This window comes from Roseivirga sp. UBA1976 (assembly GCF_002336325.1).
GTDB classification, from domain to species: domain Bacteria; phylum Bacteroidota; class Bacteroidia; order Cytophagales; family Cyclobacteriaceae; genus Roseivirga; species Roseivirga thermotolerans.
This window is the reverse complement of the sequence record NZ_DDDQ01000099.1, coordinates 1-16,031: the sequence shown is the minus strand read 5'-3', so window position 1 is coordinate 16,031 and position 16,031 is coordinate 1. Positions and strand designations below refer to the sequence as shown.

General features: G+C 44.3%; 8 protein-coding genes. All 8 read left to right on the top strand.

Annotated features, from left to right (window positions below; translation table 11 throughout):
• Positions 1 to 36 precede the first annotated feature (36 nt).
• The gene (locus B3763_RS09880) at positions 37 to 2,022 is read left to right on the top strand and encodes a tetratricopeptide repeat-containing sensor histidine kinase (protein WP_286746096.1); all 1,986 of its coding nucleotides are present in this window, start codon (positions 37 to 39) and stop codon (positions 2,020 to 2,022) included.
• Positions 2,023 to 2,225: 203 nt separating this feature from the next.
• On the top strand, positions 2,226 to 2,960 hold the full coding sequence (locus tag B3763_RS09875) for a LytR/AlgR family response regulator transcription factor (protein WP_189628138.1): 735 nt from the start codon (positions 2,226 to 2,228) through the stop codon (positions 2,958 to 2,960).
• Between the two features lie 144 nt (positions 2,961 to 3,104).
• Positions 3,105 to 3,347, top strand: a complete 243-nt coding sequence (locus B3763_RS09870) for a hypothetical protein (protein ID WP_286746093.1) — start codon at positions 3,105 to 3,107, stop codon at positions 3,345 to 3,347.
• An 18-nt stretch (positions 3,348 to 3,365) separates the two neighbouring features.
• Positions 3,366 to 4,493 carry a phosphatidylinositol-specific phospholipase C domain-containing protein gene (locus B3763_RS09865; RefSeq protein ID WP_286746091.1) on the top strand — a complete coding sequence of 376 codons (1,128 nt, stop codon included), beginning with the start codon at positions 3,366 to 3,368 and terminating at the stop codon, positions 4,491 to 4,493.
• A gap of 30 nt (positions 4,494 to 4,523) precedes the next feature.
• On the top strand, positions 4,524 to 5,366 hold the full coding sequence (locus B3763_RS09860) for a hypothetical protein (protein ID WP_286746089.1): 843 nt from the start codon (positions 4,524 to 4,526) through the stop codon (positions 5,364 to 5,366).
• 459 nt (positions 5,367 to 5,825) lie between these two features.
• Positions 5,826 to 6,893, top strand: coding sequence for a hypothetical protein (locus tag B3763_RS09855; protein ID WP_286746088.1), 1,068 nt, complete (start codon positions 5,826 to 5,828; stop codon positions 6,891 to 6,893).
• Positions 6,894 to 7,269: 376 nt separating this feature from the next.
• Positions 7,270 to 8,250: a DUF1573 domain-containing protein gene (locus B3763_RS09850; protein ID WP_286746086.1), complete on the top strand. Its 981-nt coding sequence runs from the start codon at positions 7,270 to 7,272 to the stop codon at positions 8,248 to 8,250.
• 80 nt (positions 8,251 to 8,330) lie between these two features.
• Positions 8,331 to 16,031: Ig-like domain-containing protein (locus tag B3763_RS09845; protein ID WP_286746085.1), on the top strand; the 7,701-nt coding region annotated here is incomplete at its 3' end.

Here is a 16,031-nt window from a genome sequence, read left to right as displayed (position 1 = left end):
TCGGATTCCAAAATGCTAAAATGTTTTACTTATGAAATGTGCAAAGGAGTGATTTTAACTCTCCTCTTGTGTCTCTCTTTTTCCCTGAGCGGCCAGGACGCCCTGCACAGAGCCAGACAAGCCACCAGTGTGGAGTTGTTGCAACTTGAGCTGGCCAGAGTAAAACTAATCGTGGATGCGGATCCACAACAAGCCAGATCAGTAAGCGAAATTCTGATTGAAAATGCCCGTGAGTTGGGCAGGGGTGCTCTGGAAAATGAAGCAAGGTTGTGGCTCGGAGCCAGTTTATTTTCTCTGGGTAAATACGATTCTTCCATAGTGGTTCTGGAAAACTGGAAAGGCGGTGAGCAGGCGGCAAGCGGTTTATCTTATGCTAAGCGTAACTTTTATAAAGGAGTAGGACATTACTACTTGGGCGAGTACTCTGTTGCGGTGGATTTATTTTTGAGCACGGCAAATACTCCGGAACTCACCCTCGAACCTAAATTTCATGGTCGATACTTTAGGGTGTTGGGAGAAATATACCGGGCAGCAGAAAACCTTAACCCGGCCTTGGAAAACCTGGAAAAGGCACTGGAGATTTGTGAAGCCGCTCAGGATACGCTAGGAGTTGCTGCTACGCTCAACCGGCTCGGAGTGGTCTATTACCAGAAGGAAGAGCATCAGATAGCCGAAAAATTGCTGCTGCAATCACTAGACATTTGCCAGGCCGCTAATTTGGAAGGAGTAGCCGCCAGTAATTTCAACGATCTCGGAGAGCTGTATTTTGCTACTAAAGAATATGAAAAGTGCCTCGACTTGTATGAGCGGGCTTTGCAAATGGCTCCCGATGAAAGTACCCGCATTAACACGCTTAACAACATTGCTCGGCTCGACTGGGACCTCGGTAGGTACTCTGAGGCTGTAGACCGAGCCCTGGAAGCATTGGCTCTGGCCGAAGAAATGAACATTCTCACTTATAAAGTTGATGCTACTAAAATCATTGCCGACAGTTATCAAGACATGGGCAAGTATGTGAAAGCCACTCACTACTATAACCTGTATATAAACTATCTGGAAACGTTGTTCGAAGAAGAGCAAGCCAAGCAGGTGGTTGAGCTGGAAACACAATATAAAACCGCCCAGAAGGAGCGAGAAATAGAGGGACTTTTGCTCAAACAGGCCGCAGAGAAAGAAAGGCAAAAACTCTACCTCATTGGACTGATTGTAGTGGCTGTATTTTTAATTATAGTACTTCTGTTGTTTATACAGATTAGAAAAAACAACCGTAAGATCAGTCTTCAGAACCACAAGCTGGAAGAACTAAATGCCAGCAAAGACAAGTTCTTTTCCATAATTGCTCACGATTTGCGCAGCCCCATGATTGCCCTTCAGGGAGTGGGTCAAAAGCTGGAATATTTCATTCGTAAAGAAAAGCAAGAGAAGATACTCGAGATGGGTGGGAAAATCGATCGATCAATAGACCAGTTGAACCATCTACTCAATAACCTGCTGCATTGGGCTGCTTCTCAAACAGAAGGGGTGCCGCATCACCCAGAATACTTCGATGCCTCCAAAACCATAGAGGAAAATTTGGCGCTTTATGAAGGCTTGCTTGAATCGAAAAAGCTCACCGTAAGGGTAGCTAAAAATGAAGCCCATGTATATGCCGACAAGAATAAATTTTCGACCATTATCAGAAACCTGTTGAGCAATGCCATTAAGTTTAGCCATGAAGGTGGCGTAATTGAGGTTGAACTTAAAGAGCAGAATGGTACAACGGAAATAAAAGTAACCGACCATGGAGTTGGTATGGACTCCGTGATGAAGAAGAAGCTTTTTACCTCATCTCTCAAAAGCGAGCGAGGTTTGAACCGGGAGGTGGGCTTCGGTTTAGGTCTAAAAATTGTCAATGAATTTGTTCAGCAAAACCATGGAACTATTCAGGTGCAAAGTGCCAAAGGAGAGGGCGCAATCTTCACCATTTCAGTGCCCGCTGAGGGTATGGGTAAGGTAATGCAAATGAGCTCAGTAGGCAGGTGAAGATATTAGTTCTACAGATTTAGTTACTTATCAATAATCCTTTGTCTGCTTGTATAATCTGAAACAAATCATGCTTCCTTCCTTTCGCGGATAAATGTAGTTTACCAATGGTCAGCCCTATAGACTGCTCCCATAAAGAAGTACGTGTTCCAATTGCTCAGAATTATTATTTTTAATGGTCAACCAAAGCAGATCATTCAGCAATGAACATACTCATCGTAGAAGATGAACCCAATTATGCCGACACTCTCGAGATGTTTGTGGATGAGTTGGGGTATCAGACCATTGGCATTGCAGAAGAAGGTCAGAAAGCGCTCAAATTTTTTAGGAGCAAGCAGCCGGATCTGGTTTTATTAGATATAAATATTGAAGGAGAGATGTCGGGGATAGACTTAGCTCGAATTTTTCAGGCCGAGAGACCCACCCCGGTTATTTTTATTACTTCCTATGACGATAAAGATACCTTCAATAAGGCCAAAGAAACCGTGCCCAGTGCTTACCTTATTAAGCCTTTTGACCCGGTGCAGCTCGAAAGAAGTATGGAATTGGCCACCCTTAGAGCTTATACCACTTCTCACGAAGAAGATGTCTTTGAAGACAATAGGCATGTGGTGTTGGCAAAAGACTTCTTTTTTGTAAAAGAGAGAAATAAGCTGGTTAAACTTATGATTACAGACATACTTTGGGTTTCTGTAGAAGACAAGTATTGCATACTACATACAGAAAACAAGAAGTTTGTCATTCGTCAGTCACTCAAAGAGTTGGCCGATAAGCTTAATCCTCAAGAGTTTGTACAAACCCATCGTTCCCACATCGTAAACATTAAAAAGGTAGAAGATATAGACCTTTCTCAGTTTACCATTGCAATAAATGGAGAAGAGGTGCCCTTGGGTAAATCCTACAAAGACAACCTGATACACCGCTTGCAAACTCTCTAATGTGGTTTTGCCCTCCCTTCGACCTTTTTGGCGCACATAATCAAGTAGTTGGCGCACATTTCTAGCGAGTTGGTGCACCTTTAACCATTCAGTATCCGGGTGTTTTACAATTTTAAACTGTGCTAATCAGTAAACACACACAATATGAATTCAATAAGTATAATTGGTGCTTGCTACGGTGCCTATGGCGAAGCTACCAAAACCTTTGATGTAACCTCAAAGGTTCAAAAGCTGATTACCCGTTCTGGGGATAGTTTGGAAGTTGATAATCATATGTTTAATGACCCCTGCCCAGGTCACAGTAAACATTTTGGAGCTGTTTACAAGGTCAACGGACAAACGAAAGCGGTGGCCTGTAAAGAAGGTCAACGTGTAACTTTTTCCTGACACCTTTCAATCACAGATATGAGCAAAGTGAAAATTATATCGGCCGCTTACGGGACAAAAAATGCAGCTTTGGTGGTAACTGAAAAGGTTCAACAGTTGGTTGATAAGGGTGAGACAAGGATAGCAGCTTCCAATAAGTTGTTTGGCGACCCGAGCCCTGGTCATACCAAGCATCTGGCTATTAATTATTCATTTAACGGAGTGAAATTGGCTGGTGCTTGTAAGGAGCATCAAACTGTTGCAATAGCTAGCTTCCCAAACGCCAATTGGATGTCCAGGATTAACGGAAGCAGGAAATTGTCGGAAATTAATATGCCCGGCACCCATGACTCATGTGCTCTTTTCGGAGGTTTTATGACCCAATGCCAGGAGTTGTCGATAGCTGCTCAGCTCATTTTGGGTGTGAGGTTTATGGATATTCGATGCAGACATCTCAACAATGTTTTCACCATACATCATGGATCTGTTTATCAAAAGATCAATTTCGGAGATGTTGTGCAGCAGTGTATAGATTTTCTGGTAGAAAATCCGAGTGAGACCATTGTAATGGGGGTTAAAAGAGAGTGTAAGGACGATCCTAAATTTTGGGAAATCGATGCCTGTAAAGATGAAGGCAACACGCGCAGTTTTGAAGTCACTCTTGAACACTACATGCATGGGGCAGGTAACCGTTGGTATGTGGCAGACACTATCCCCAATCTGCAAGAAGTTAGGGGCAAGATTGTGCTTGTTCGTAGGTTCGAGGGTAAATTGGGTATACCAGCCTACTATGGATGGAAAGGGGATAGCATCTTTACTTTGAATGATGATGCTCCTTCAGAAACGGCACCTAGCAAGATTAGAGTTCAGGATTGTTACAAAGTGGCGTATTTCAACGGATATGATGAAAAATGGAATAATATTGAAAAACTGTTGAATGAAGCAGCCAAAGGAAGTACTAATGTATGGTATTGGAATTTTGCTAGTGGTACTTCACCAGGCGTCCCTGACTTAAATAACCCTAGATCTACTGCTATTGGCAAAGGGGGGATGAACAATCGGCTAAAGGAACATTTGCCTGAATGGGGAAAAAAGAGAGTAGGTACGATTATTTTAGATTTTGTTTCGGATGACGGACTGCTTGATAAGATCATTGCAATGAATTAGGCCACTATAAATCAATATGCTATGCAACCAATGAGTAAAAGTGATTTACAAATAGGAGACATTCTCATTTTTGAGAATTTCGACTTTAGTTTAGATAAATTTTTCAAAACCTGGGAGGAGGACGGTGCAGAGAAAGCCGCATTCTATTTGCTGGTTTACCTTATTCCTTGGTTTGATCCTGGTAAAGAAGGGCAGAATTACAGAAATATATATCATGCAGCTATTTGGGGGCATGTAGATATTAATTTTGGCAAGAATACCTTTCCAAAAGTGATGGATTGTGTTGTTCAGGCCGGAAGTCATGGCATAGGTGCAGCTACTTTGGAATCGACATTGAATGCAGACTCGGTGGCTAAACTCTATGTATACCGAAGGAAAGGTGATTTGGATACTGACACAATCAACAAAGCCATTAGCGATTTTTACTATGATGGCTCAATTAAATATTCCTATTCAACAGCCTGGATGTTGGCAGTGATTTGCTCCATGCGTTATAAGGATGGAGAAATCCGAAAGATTATTCTGGATAAAATTCCAAATAGGTTTATTGCTGAGTCGGTCATTGTGGCGATTACTTTACTCATTAACGAATACAGTGAAGGACACCAAAAAGATATGATTGCCTGTTCTACCTTAGTAGCCATGTGTTTAAAAAATGCTGGCTATCCCATTCATGTAGAGCCATTAACTGAATCTCCCGAGCTTATTTTAGATGATCAACTCATGGTAAGTTCCGTTCAACCAGAAATACAGCTTCCGGGGTCAATTCCGGAGATCAAGCGCACACCAATTGAAGAAACCATTATTACTCCGCGACAGCTTTTTGAATCTCCAGATGTAGAACTTGTGGGTTACTTTTCCCGGTCGAATTAGGTCTTCAAGTGATGTTTAAAAATAAAGCTTAGGAGCCATTTAGGCTATTGAGAATTTGTCTCCGTTTTGAGAGGAATCGTATCTCTGGAGTTTTCATTTTCCAACTATTGGTGACTGCTGGTTGTTTCCGGCTCCTGGCTTCCAACTCCTGGCTTCCGGCTTCATAGTCCCGTCTTCCGTCTTCTGTCTTCTGTCTTCTCGCTTCCGTCTCATTCCACCCCTAGCCCCTCACATTCCACATCAACTTTATTGGAGACTCTTCACTGCAATTGGTCTTGCTTATCAGCAGCCCGCTCCCAGCTCCCAACTCCATGCTTCCGTCTTCCCGCTCCAGCTTTCAATAGACCATGAACCACCAATGAACCACATTCACGCCCAAAAATCTGCCACTCGCGCACAATTCTGAATACACCCAACAACACTTGGGCATTTTTATTAAACAATAAATTTTAAAACATTATGCGTATCAGTAGAAGAACACACCTTCCAAAACTACTGTTTTTAATAACCCTGCTGATTCCATTGGTTGAAACCAAAGTGGATGGGCGGTTAGAAGTCTATGGTAACTTCCTGACTATTGCGGCTAACAACTCCTCTTTTAGTGCCGATAACTATACCGATTTTGGGACTGTATTCAACAGAACGGCCTCCGTAGATTATACGCAGTTAAGTAGGACGTTTGTGCTCGTCAATGGTGGAAGCAGCAATCTTGTAATTTCAGAAATAAGGCTGGAAGATGAACAAAACTTTTTTGACATTACAACTAGCGCAGTGGGAACACTATCTCCCAATGAATCGGCTGAGCTGGTCATTAATTTTAATAGTAGGGCATTTGGATTGGCTTTCGCAGAAGTAGTTATTGAAAGTAATGATCCCAACGGATCTTTCCGATTCTTTATTAGAGCCAAAAATGTAGAGTGTAATTCGACCAAATGTTTTGGAAAATTACCTAGTGACCCAACCGTGTGTAATTCTTTTGGAACTTGCATTGGCCAAAATACGTGCTCTTGTGCTCCGTTATATGCGGGTACAAACTGTCAAACACCAATACGCTGGAACGATGGTAATACGCTGGTGCAGGCTGGTCATGATTTTTCTCCGAGAATAACAATAGGGCCAGAACTAACTGACCCGAATGAAGTCTATCGAATTAAAGTCGCCATAAATAAGTTGTCTTTGTTCCAAGATACTGAAGTGTCTATTGGTGTTGGTTCTTCTCCGCCAGGAGATTTAGCTCATGATATTGGTCAGATAGACAGAGAGTATGGTTATCTATCTTCAGGGCGATTATACAGTAACGGAGTACATAATGATTACGGCATTGGCTACGGTGAAGGAGATGTTGTGCTCATTATATATGACCTTCCTCAAAACAAGCTGAGTTTTGCTGTAAAAAAGGCTGGCACTCATGAGTTTCTTCCACAAGGAGAAGCATTTACCGGGCTAATAGCCAGGCCAGGGAAATCTCTTCATTTAATGCTGAGCCTGACTTGTTTTGGTGAATGTGAGCTTGAATTAGTAGACTGACCAATGACAGGTAATTGATGCGAGTCTTCATTTTAAGCCTTAAATCTTAAACTTCGAACACAACTCCCTTGTATTGGCGGTGCAGTAACGGCTCTCGACCCCGCAAGCCTCTTGCTTCCGTCTTCATGCTCCCCGCTCGCAGCTCCAGCTTTCAAACTTTGAACAATAAACCGTGAACCATGAATGAACCACATTCACGCCCAAAAATCTGCTGTTCACGCACATTTTTTTATCTGAGCTCTTAGCAATCAGCAAATTGTGAGTTATAAAACCAAGGCCAGCCATGTCTTCCAACCAAAAGAAAATCCTACATAAACTCCTTGTTTTCACGGTATTCCTAATTCCATTTACAGAAGAGTTTCAGCCTCAGCTAGAGTTGGCAGGAAATAATGCATCTATTGCATCTGGTTCTAGAACTGTAAGCGAAGCCAACTTTACCGATTTCGGTATTACCTACAATAAGACGGTTTCAGTGAATGAAAATCAGATTGAAAGAACCTTTGTGCTTACTAATACCGGTAATTCTGATCTGGTGATTTCGGAAATTAGACTCGATGACGACAGGAATTTTTTTGAGATAACCACTAATGCTGAAGGAACTTTGGCACCTAATGAATCGGCCAATCTTACGATCAATTATACAAGTCACAGTTTCGGATTGGCCTTTGCAGAAGTGATTATTGAAAGTAATGATTCCAATGGCCCTTTTAGGTTTTTTGTTAGGGCTCTTAATATTGAATGTAATTCTTTAAAGTGCTTTGGTACGCTCGCAGATGATGCAAATGCATGTAATGGAAAAGGCACTTGCCTGGCGGATGATGTATGTTCCTGTGTTTCCTTATATACCGGAACTCAATGTCAAACGGCAATAAGATGGAGTGATGGTACCTTAGTGGCAAAGGCTGGTTTCGACTTTACACCTAGAATTTTTATAGGACCTGAGTTAAATGATCCCAATCAGGTATATAGTATTAAAATTCGAATTGATGGCCTAACCATATTCCCTGGGTCTAAAGGAATCTCTATAGGTTTAGGGACTTTACCTAGCGACATGGCACATGACATTGGTGCCAATGCCAATGAGTATGGCTTTTTATCTACAACAGGAGAAAAGTTTAGTAATAATGCGCTGACCGCGTTTGGTGCTGCTTATGGCGTGGGAGATACCATATTGATTGAATATGACGCACCTAATAATAAACTTAGTTATGCTGTTCAGAAAGCGGGCACCCCTGCATTTGTTCCACAAGGGAGTGGCCCCGCCTTTACCATTACGACTCCAGAAAATGGAGAATCTCTTTATTTGTTGCTAAGCGTAACCTGCTTTGGTAGCTGTGAATTTCAATATGTAACCTAATGATTATTAGAATGTTGAGGATAGGTTTGATTCTATTTTGTTTGGTAATGTTTTATGGGCTTTTGTTGGCTCAAGAAAACATGGTATCTGTTAATAATGGTGGAGATAGTAATGCGAATATTATCTATCAGAGTTCAGGGAGCTCTACATATTATTCAAGCTTCGATTGTGATGACAACCCCATTACATCTTCCGCCTATCTCATTCGTAAAAACGGGTCATCTTGGGAGATACTAAACAGTAGCAACCAACTCATTTACAGCAACCCCATGGACTCCCCTAAGCCTCCCAATGAAGGCTGGGCTGTAGAGACTAATGGTACAGCTCCTGCACCAACGCTGGCAGGTGATGTTGATGCATTCGTACCCAATACCCTAAGTTTTCCAACCGATGAGTTTTCTGGTGGTTACGATACGGACGGAGTAGTTCAAAAATCTACGGTCGACTTTGGTGATGTCACCCTTAAAATAACGGATGATGGTACAGGAACAGCTTTTGCTTCATTAACAGGTATTAGTTCAAGCCTCAATAGAGGTTTTGCACATGGAAGTGTTATTGCCGGTAATGCTGCGGTAGATGGTTTAGGCTATGTATCAAATGCAGGAGATGGCGCGAATGGACAATGGTTTGTATTTGCTACCGACAATGGAACAGAGTTTAAATTGGCCAGTCTGGATATACAAGAAACCTATGATTACATTGCCAATATAGAAATACTGGGATTTTTAGATGGAAGCCAGGTAGTAAGCGAAGAAGTATCTATTTCAAAGTCAAGCGTAAATACTGGTATTACCTTGAGTTCAAGCATCTTTGAAAATGTCGATGAAGTAAGAATACGACAGAAAACAGCTGGCTTTTACGATGGTGGCGTCCCCGGTATTGAAGGAGCTATATTCAATAATATAATGCTGGAAGCTCCGGTAGTCCCAAATGCTGCTCCCACAGCCAGCAATGTAAGTATTTCTGGTACTTTCGCTTTAGGGGAGCAACTAACAGGCAATTATACCTATGCCGATGATGACAGTGATGCGGAAAGTGGTTCCACATTCAAATGGTACAGGTCCGATGATGCCTCAGGAACCGGAAAAGTGGCCATTGCAGGAGCCACGGCCCAAACATATACCCTGGTAGCCGATGACGATGGTAAATACATCAGCTTTGAGGTAACCCCTAATGATGGTACTGAGGCAGGTACTCCGGTAGAGAGTAGTCCGGTTTTCGAAATTGTGAGGGTGTCCTCAATTGTACGTCAAACACCATCGGATGCCACCACAAGCGAAGATGAAGTGACTTTCAGAGTGACCTTCAGTGACGATGTGCGTTATGTCAGTACTGATGATTTTGTTTTGAGCGGAACTGCCGCAGCAGATGGCACAGTGTCTTCAGTTACAGCTGTTTCTTCAAGCGTTTATGATATAAAAGTCACGGGCATTACTAACTCTATCGGAACTATCAATCTTGACCTGAAAGGGGTAGATGCATCAGGAAGCAACAATATTGCTAAAATCCCATCCCAATTAGACGCCAACTCTACGGCTGATCTCCAGATTACGGACTCACCGGTTTTTGGTCAGTCTTTCAGGCCCAATAACTCTGGTCTTTTGTTAGATGTGGTATTAAAAAAAGGCTCAGGTCATAGTTACAGTGGAGCGGGTACATTAGAGCTAATCTCAGGTGAAGGTTACGGAGGAACAGTGTTAGCTACTGAAAACATACAAATTACTTCCGCACAGACTGAGGTGACCTATTCATTCAGTAGTCCACCAAGTGTAACGGCCGGAACAACCTATACTCTGAGGGTCAATATTCCGGGAGCTCCATCGAACAGTATAGGGTTTTCGGCCCAGGTAGGGGCTGGTTATTCAGGCGGAATTCTTTATCAGGCATCCGCTCTTTCAAGTGCAGATTTATATTTCAAACTCTTTGTTTCTTCTGGCCCGAGTGAAGCACTTGGTAGCACATTGCCTGCCACTGATGAAACATACACCATCTCTAATCCTCCGGTAGCCAGTAATGTTGACATTACCGGGACATTGAACGTAGGTCAGCAATTGACAGGTACCTATGATTTTAGCGACCCTCAATCGGATACCGAAAGTGGGTCTTCTTTTAAATGGTATAGGGCAGACGATGCATCCGGAACCAATAAGGCAGCTATAGCTGGGGCAACAGGTACCACCTATACCCTGACTCTAGCCGATGGAGGTAAGTTCATTAGCTTCGAAGTAACCCCCTCGGATGGAACTGATACCGGAGATGCCGTAGAAAGTGCAGCTTATGAGGTGCCAGCAGCAATTACCGTTCAGTCCATAGCCAGGCAAACACCTGGTACTGCGAATGTGAATGCCGGTACCGAACCTGTTTTTAGGGTCACTTTCAGCGAAAATGTTCGCAATGTCAGTGCCGATGATTTTACCCTCAGCTCAACAGCAGGTGGAGCGGTCTCTTCGGTAAACGCAGTAGATGCCAGCATTTACGATGTAACGGTTAACAATTTGAATAATGTGGATGGCACATTGAGCCTGAAGGTGAAAGGTATCGATGGAACAGCAGGCACCAACAATATTACAGGAATTGGCTATAGTAATGGAGTCGCTACCATTCAGCAGACTGGGGTGAATGATTATCTCAACCAGTCAAAATTAGGGCAGACTTTTACAGCCACCACCAACAATTTCCTAACGGCCTTTACTTTGTTTCCAGAAGCAGGACAACACGGTTTTGCAGGAACGGTAACGCTGGAAATTCACAGTGGTGATGAGAGCGCAGGAGGTTCAACTGTACTTAAAACTGAAACCGTAGAATTCACTGCCAGTACCGATGCGGCAGGACAAACCATACAATTGTCTGATCCACCACAGCTTACTCAAGGCGAGACCTACAGTATAGTTTTGACGAATTTTTCGGGTAGCGGAAGCCATGCATTTTCCTCTTCTACCAGTGGTAATTATGCAGATGGCCACGTGATTTTTACAGGCTACAACTCCGGAAGCCATAGTGCCTTCGATCTTAAGATAGATATCTTTGAGGGTACTCAAACCGATGGAGAAGCCTTACTCGACTTGGCGCCTGGCACCGAGGAAAGCTATACTGTGCAAGCCGATAATATTTCTCCAACTGTCACTATTAGCAGTAATGCATCCAACCCTCAAAGTGGAGCATTCACCGCAACCTTTACCTTCTCTGAAGACGTAACAGGCTTTGCGATTGACGATATCACGATCGGTAATGGAACTGCCAGTAATTTCCAGACCACCAGCGCCAGCGTGTATACAGCCACCATAACACCGGCAGCCGATGGAGAGGTAACGATAAATGTAGCAGCAGACAAAGCGTCCGATGCTGTCGGTAATAACAATACTGCTGCCACGCAATTGAGTTTAACCAATGATGAAACAGCTCCTACCGTAACGATCTCAAGTGATGCCAATAACCCACAAAGCGGAGCGTTTACAGCCACTTTTACTTTTTCTGAAGACGTAACCGGTTTTGAAGTGGGCGATATCACTGTCGGTAACGGTGCAGCCAGTAATTTCCAAACTTCGAGTGCCAGCGTTTACACGGCCACCATAACTCCGGCTGCCGATGGTGCAGTTACAATAGATGTTGCCGCCAACAAGGCCATTGATGCAGCGAGTAATAACAATATTGCTGCCACACAACTCAGCATTACGAATGATGAAACGGCACCATCAAGAGTTTCCGGTTCCATTGTAGGCAAAACTTATGGCCTTAATCAGAACATGGATATTACCGTAGAATTTGATGAAGCAGTGGTGGTTGAAACTTCCGGAGGAACTCCTTCTATCAACATCGCCATGGGAGGCCAGAACAAGACAGCTACTTATTTAAGTGGTTCGGGTACCACCACCCTAACATTTAGGTATACCACTTTGGCCGGGGACTCTGATAGCAATGGAGTTACTGTGGGGAATATAGAGCTAAATGGAGGAGTGATTGCTGATGCTGCCGGTAATAATGCCTCACTGAATGGATCCTATACTGGCCAGGCCGATGTAAGAGTGGATACAGCTGTTCCTACAGTCACAATCAGCAGCAGCTCTACGGGGCCTGTCTTAGGTCAGTTTGATGTGACCATCACCTTTAGTGAAAGCGTGACAGGCTTTGAAGCATCAGACCTTCAATTGAGCAATGGAACCATTGCTTCGGGTTCATTCAGTGGTTCGGGAACAACCTATACGGCCACCATTAATGGTAATAACCATGGAAACGTAACAGTAGATATAGTTGCTGATGTAGCCACCGATGCTGCGGGCAATGGCAACACTTCGGCCACGCAGTTTAGTATTTTCAACGATATTGTTTCGCCTTCATTGACCATTACTACTTCGGCCAAAGACCCAATCAATGCTGCTTTTACAGCTACCTTCGCCTTTGATGAAGCAGTGACCGGATTCACAGTGGATGATATTAGTGTAGGCAATGGCTCGGCCAGTAACTTCAGTGGTTCAGGTACTACTTATACCGCTACCATTACGCCCGATGGTGACGGGGAAGTAACTGTAGATGTAGCCCATAGTATTGCAGCAGATGCTGCCGGTAACTTCAATAATTCGGCCACCCAATTGAGCCTGACCTACGATGCAACATTACCAACCTTGGTGAGTGCCACAAAAGATTCTGACACACAAATTACCATCACTTTCAGTGAAGTGGTAGAAGTGGCAGGTGCCGTTAACAGCAACTTTACCGTGGCTGCTGAAGACAATAAGAGTTATAGCGTAACGTCCATTTCAGACGGCACAGCGGGTGATAACCAACTCATACTCACTTTTAACGACCTGAGTACTGCCATTCTGGAGTTGGTCATTACCTACCAGGCCACCTCCGGTAATATCAGCGACCTGGCTTCCAACCATCTGGCCGATGATGCAACAGGAGTAACCATAACGCTCAACCAGTTGGCGGTAGCCAGCAATGTGGTATTCAGTGGAGAACTTCAGGTGGGTGAAATACTTTCAGGTACCTACAATTATACTGACCCTGATAATGATGCAGAAAGTGGCACCACCTTTAAATGGTACAGATCGGAAGATGCTTCAGGAACAGGCAAGACAGCCATTGCCGGAGCAACCGCTCAAACCTATACCACTACCATAGATGATACCAACAAGTTCCTCAGTTTTGAAGTGACACCGAACGATGGCAAGTATGCCGGGGTGGCGGTAGAAAGCTCCCTGCAAGGCCCCATCAACAATGCACCTAATGCTACCAATGTAGCTATTTCAGGTGCGATGGAAATAGGTCAGGTAATTACCGGAACTTACGACTTTAATGATGATGAGAACGATGGCGAGGCAGGAAGTACTTTTAAATGGTATCGTGCTGACGATGCGGGAGGTACTGGCAAAGTGGCCATTGCGGGAGCAACCTCTAATCAATATAGCCTCACCGTTGCCGATGCCAATAAGTACATTTCATTTGAAGTTACTCCATCCGATGCCTATCATGCCGGATCGGCAGTAGAGTCTTCTCTGCAACTGGCAAGCTATGGAACCCCTGTGATTACTGCATTTAACCAGGCCCGTGGCATAGAAGGAGGAACCATGACCCTCACAGGTACGGGCTTCACCGGAGTAAACGGGGTGACTTTTGGAGGAGTGGCAGCCACTAGCTTCAATGTGGTTTCAGATACCGAATTGACCGCAGTGGTCGGTGCCGGTAATTCAGGAAGTATAGCGGTGAGTAACCCAGACAATTCCGGTTCTACTGATGGTTTTGTATTCATTAATACCGATACTAATATAGAGGACTCTGAAATTTGTCAGGACTGTTTGCCTGTTACCTGCGATGCACTGGAAGGTGGAGAAAACTGCGAGATCGATTACCAGTTTGTTTCAGGTGGTGCTACGGCCACGGCAGGATTCGATTTCCAGCCAAGAATTTTCCTTACCAATATGATCATAGACCCTGCTTATGATTATAGTATGAAAATTCAGATTGAATCGTTGACAATTTTCCCAGGCTCAAAAGGAATTTCTTTAGGATTGGTGCGGGTAAAAGACAACGGAGAGATATTTGGTGATCTAGCACACGACATTGGGCAGCAAGCCAATGAATATGGCTATATAAGTACTACAGGGGAGAAATTTTCAGATGGTACCTTAAGTGCATTTGGAAGTGGTTATGCCATAGGAGATGTTCTCCTATTGGAGTATAAAGCGGCAGATCAGTCTTTAAATTATTCACTGCAAAAATCGGGCTCTGGTTCCTTTGACAAACAAGGTGGAGGAGCTGCTTTTACAGGTGTAGAATCTGGATCAGGAGATGCACTGGCAGTAGCCCTGTCGCTTACTTGTTTTGGGGATTGCAACTTGACTATTATTGAAGCAGAGGACTCTAAAAGTGCCGGAAGCGCTGAAATAACAGTAGCTGGAGAAACTACCGATTTTGGAACAGTAGACCCTGAGTCAGGAGATGTCACCAAGACTTTTGCCATAAAGAATGAAGGCACTAAAGTGTTGAACCTGACCAATGATCCAAAAGTGACCATTTCGGGAACAGATGCAGCCGACTTCACTGTGGCCCTTCAACCAGCATCGAGCATCGATGCTGCAGACTACACGTATTTCGATGTTACCTTCGATCCATCAACTGAAGGCAGCAAATCAGCTACGGTTACCATTGCCAATAATGATTTGGATGAAAATCCATTTACCTTCGAAATCACTGGCTCCTCGGTTATTCCGAATGTAGCCCCCATCGTTACCAACGTAGAGATAACCGGTGATCTGATTGTAGGCCAAACCCTGACGGGAACCTACACCTTCACTGATGGAAATAGTGACCCGGAAAGCGGCTCAACTTACCAATGGTATATGGCCGATGATGCAAATGGCAACAATAAAGCAGCCATCAGCGGTGCCACCAGTACCACCTATGTGTTGACGAGCGACCATGTAGGTAAATACTTTAGTTTTGAAGTGACCCCAAGCGATGGGCACGTATTCGGCACAGCTCAGGAAAGCAGCCTGCAAGGCCCTGTGAGCAAAATAGCCCAAAGCATTACATTCAATGAGCTAGAAGCCAAGACCTATGGTGATGAAGACTTTGAGCTGACCGGCACAGCCAGCTCGAACCTTACGGTGACCTACACCAGTTCCAATACCAATGTAGCCACCGTAAGTGGCAGTACAGTAAGCATAGTAGGAGCAGGAGAAACCACCATTACCGCCTCACAGGCAGGCAATGACAGCTACTCAGCGGCCACTGACGTTACTCAGGTATTGACCGTAAACAAGGCCACCCTCACCGCCACAGCCGATGACAAGTCCAAAACCTATGGTGAGGAAAATCCAACCCTGAGCATCAGCTACACAGGCTTTGTGAATGGAGATGATGAAACAGCCATCACCCAGCCCACCGCCAGCACAACAGCCGATGCCACCTCAGAAGTGGGTACTTACGGTATCACATTAAGCGGAGGCTCGGCCGACAACTATTCACTGATCGGCAATAACGGTTCGCTGACCGTGAACAAGGCTATTTTGACAGCCACAGCTGAAGACAAGAGCAAGACCTACGGTGAAGCCAACCCAGTCCTGACTATTAGCTATGCAGGCTTTGTGAACGGAGACGATGAAACAGCCATCACCCAACCCACTGCCAGCACAACAGCCGATGCCGGTAGCGATGCGGGTACTTATGCCATCACCCTGAACGGAGGCGCAGCCGATAACTACACGCTGGTAACAGTGAATGGAACACTCACCATCGAGAAAGCCACTTTAACGACCACGGCCGATGACAAGAGCAAAACT

Coding starts and splice junctions, on each gene's coding strand:
- B3763_RS09880 (WP_286746096.1), top strand. CDS start 37: ATGTGCAAAGGAGTGATTTTAACTCTCCTCTTGTGTCTCTCTTTTTCC.
- B3763_RS09875 (WP_189628138.1), top strand. CDS start 2,226: ATGAACATACTCATCGTAGAAGATGAACCCAATTATGCCGACACTCTC.
- B3763_RS09870 (WP_286746093.1), top strand. CDS start 3,105: ATGAATTCAATAAGTATAATTGGTGCTTGCTACGGTGCCTATGGCGAA.
- B3763_RS09865 (WP_286746091.1), top strand. CDS start 3,366: ATGAGCAAAGTGAAAATTATATCGGCCGCTTACGGGACAAAAAATGCA.
- B3763_RS09860 (WP_286746089.1), top strand. CDS start 4,524: ATGAGTAAAAGTGATTTACAAATAGGAGACATTCTCATTTTTGAGAAT.
- B3763_RS09855 (WP_286746088.1), top strand. CDS start 5,826: ATGCGTATCAGTAGAAGAACACACCTTCCAAAACTACTGTTTTTAATA.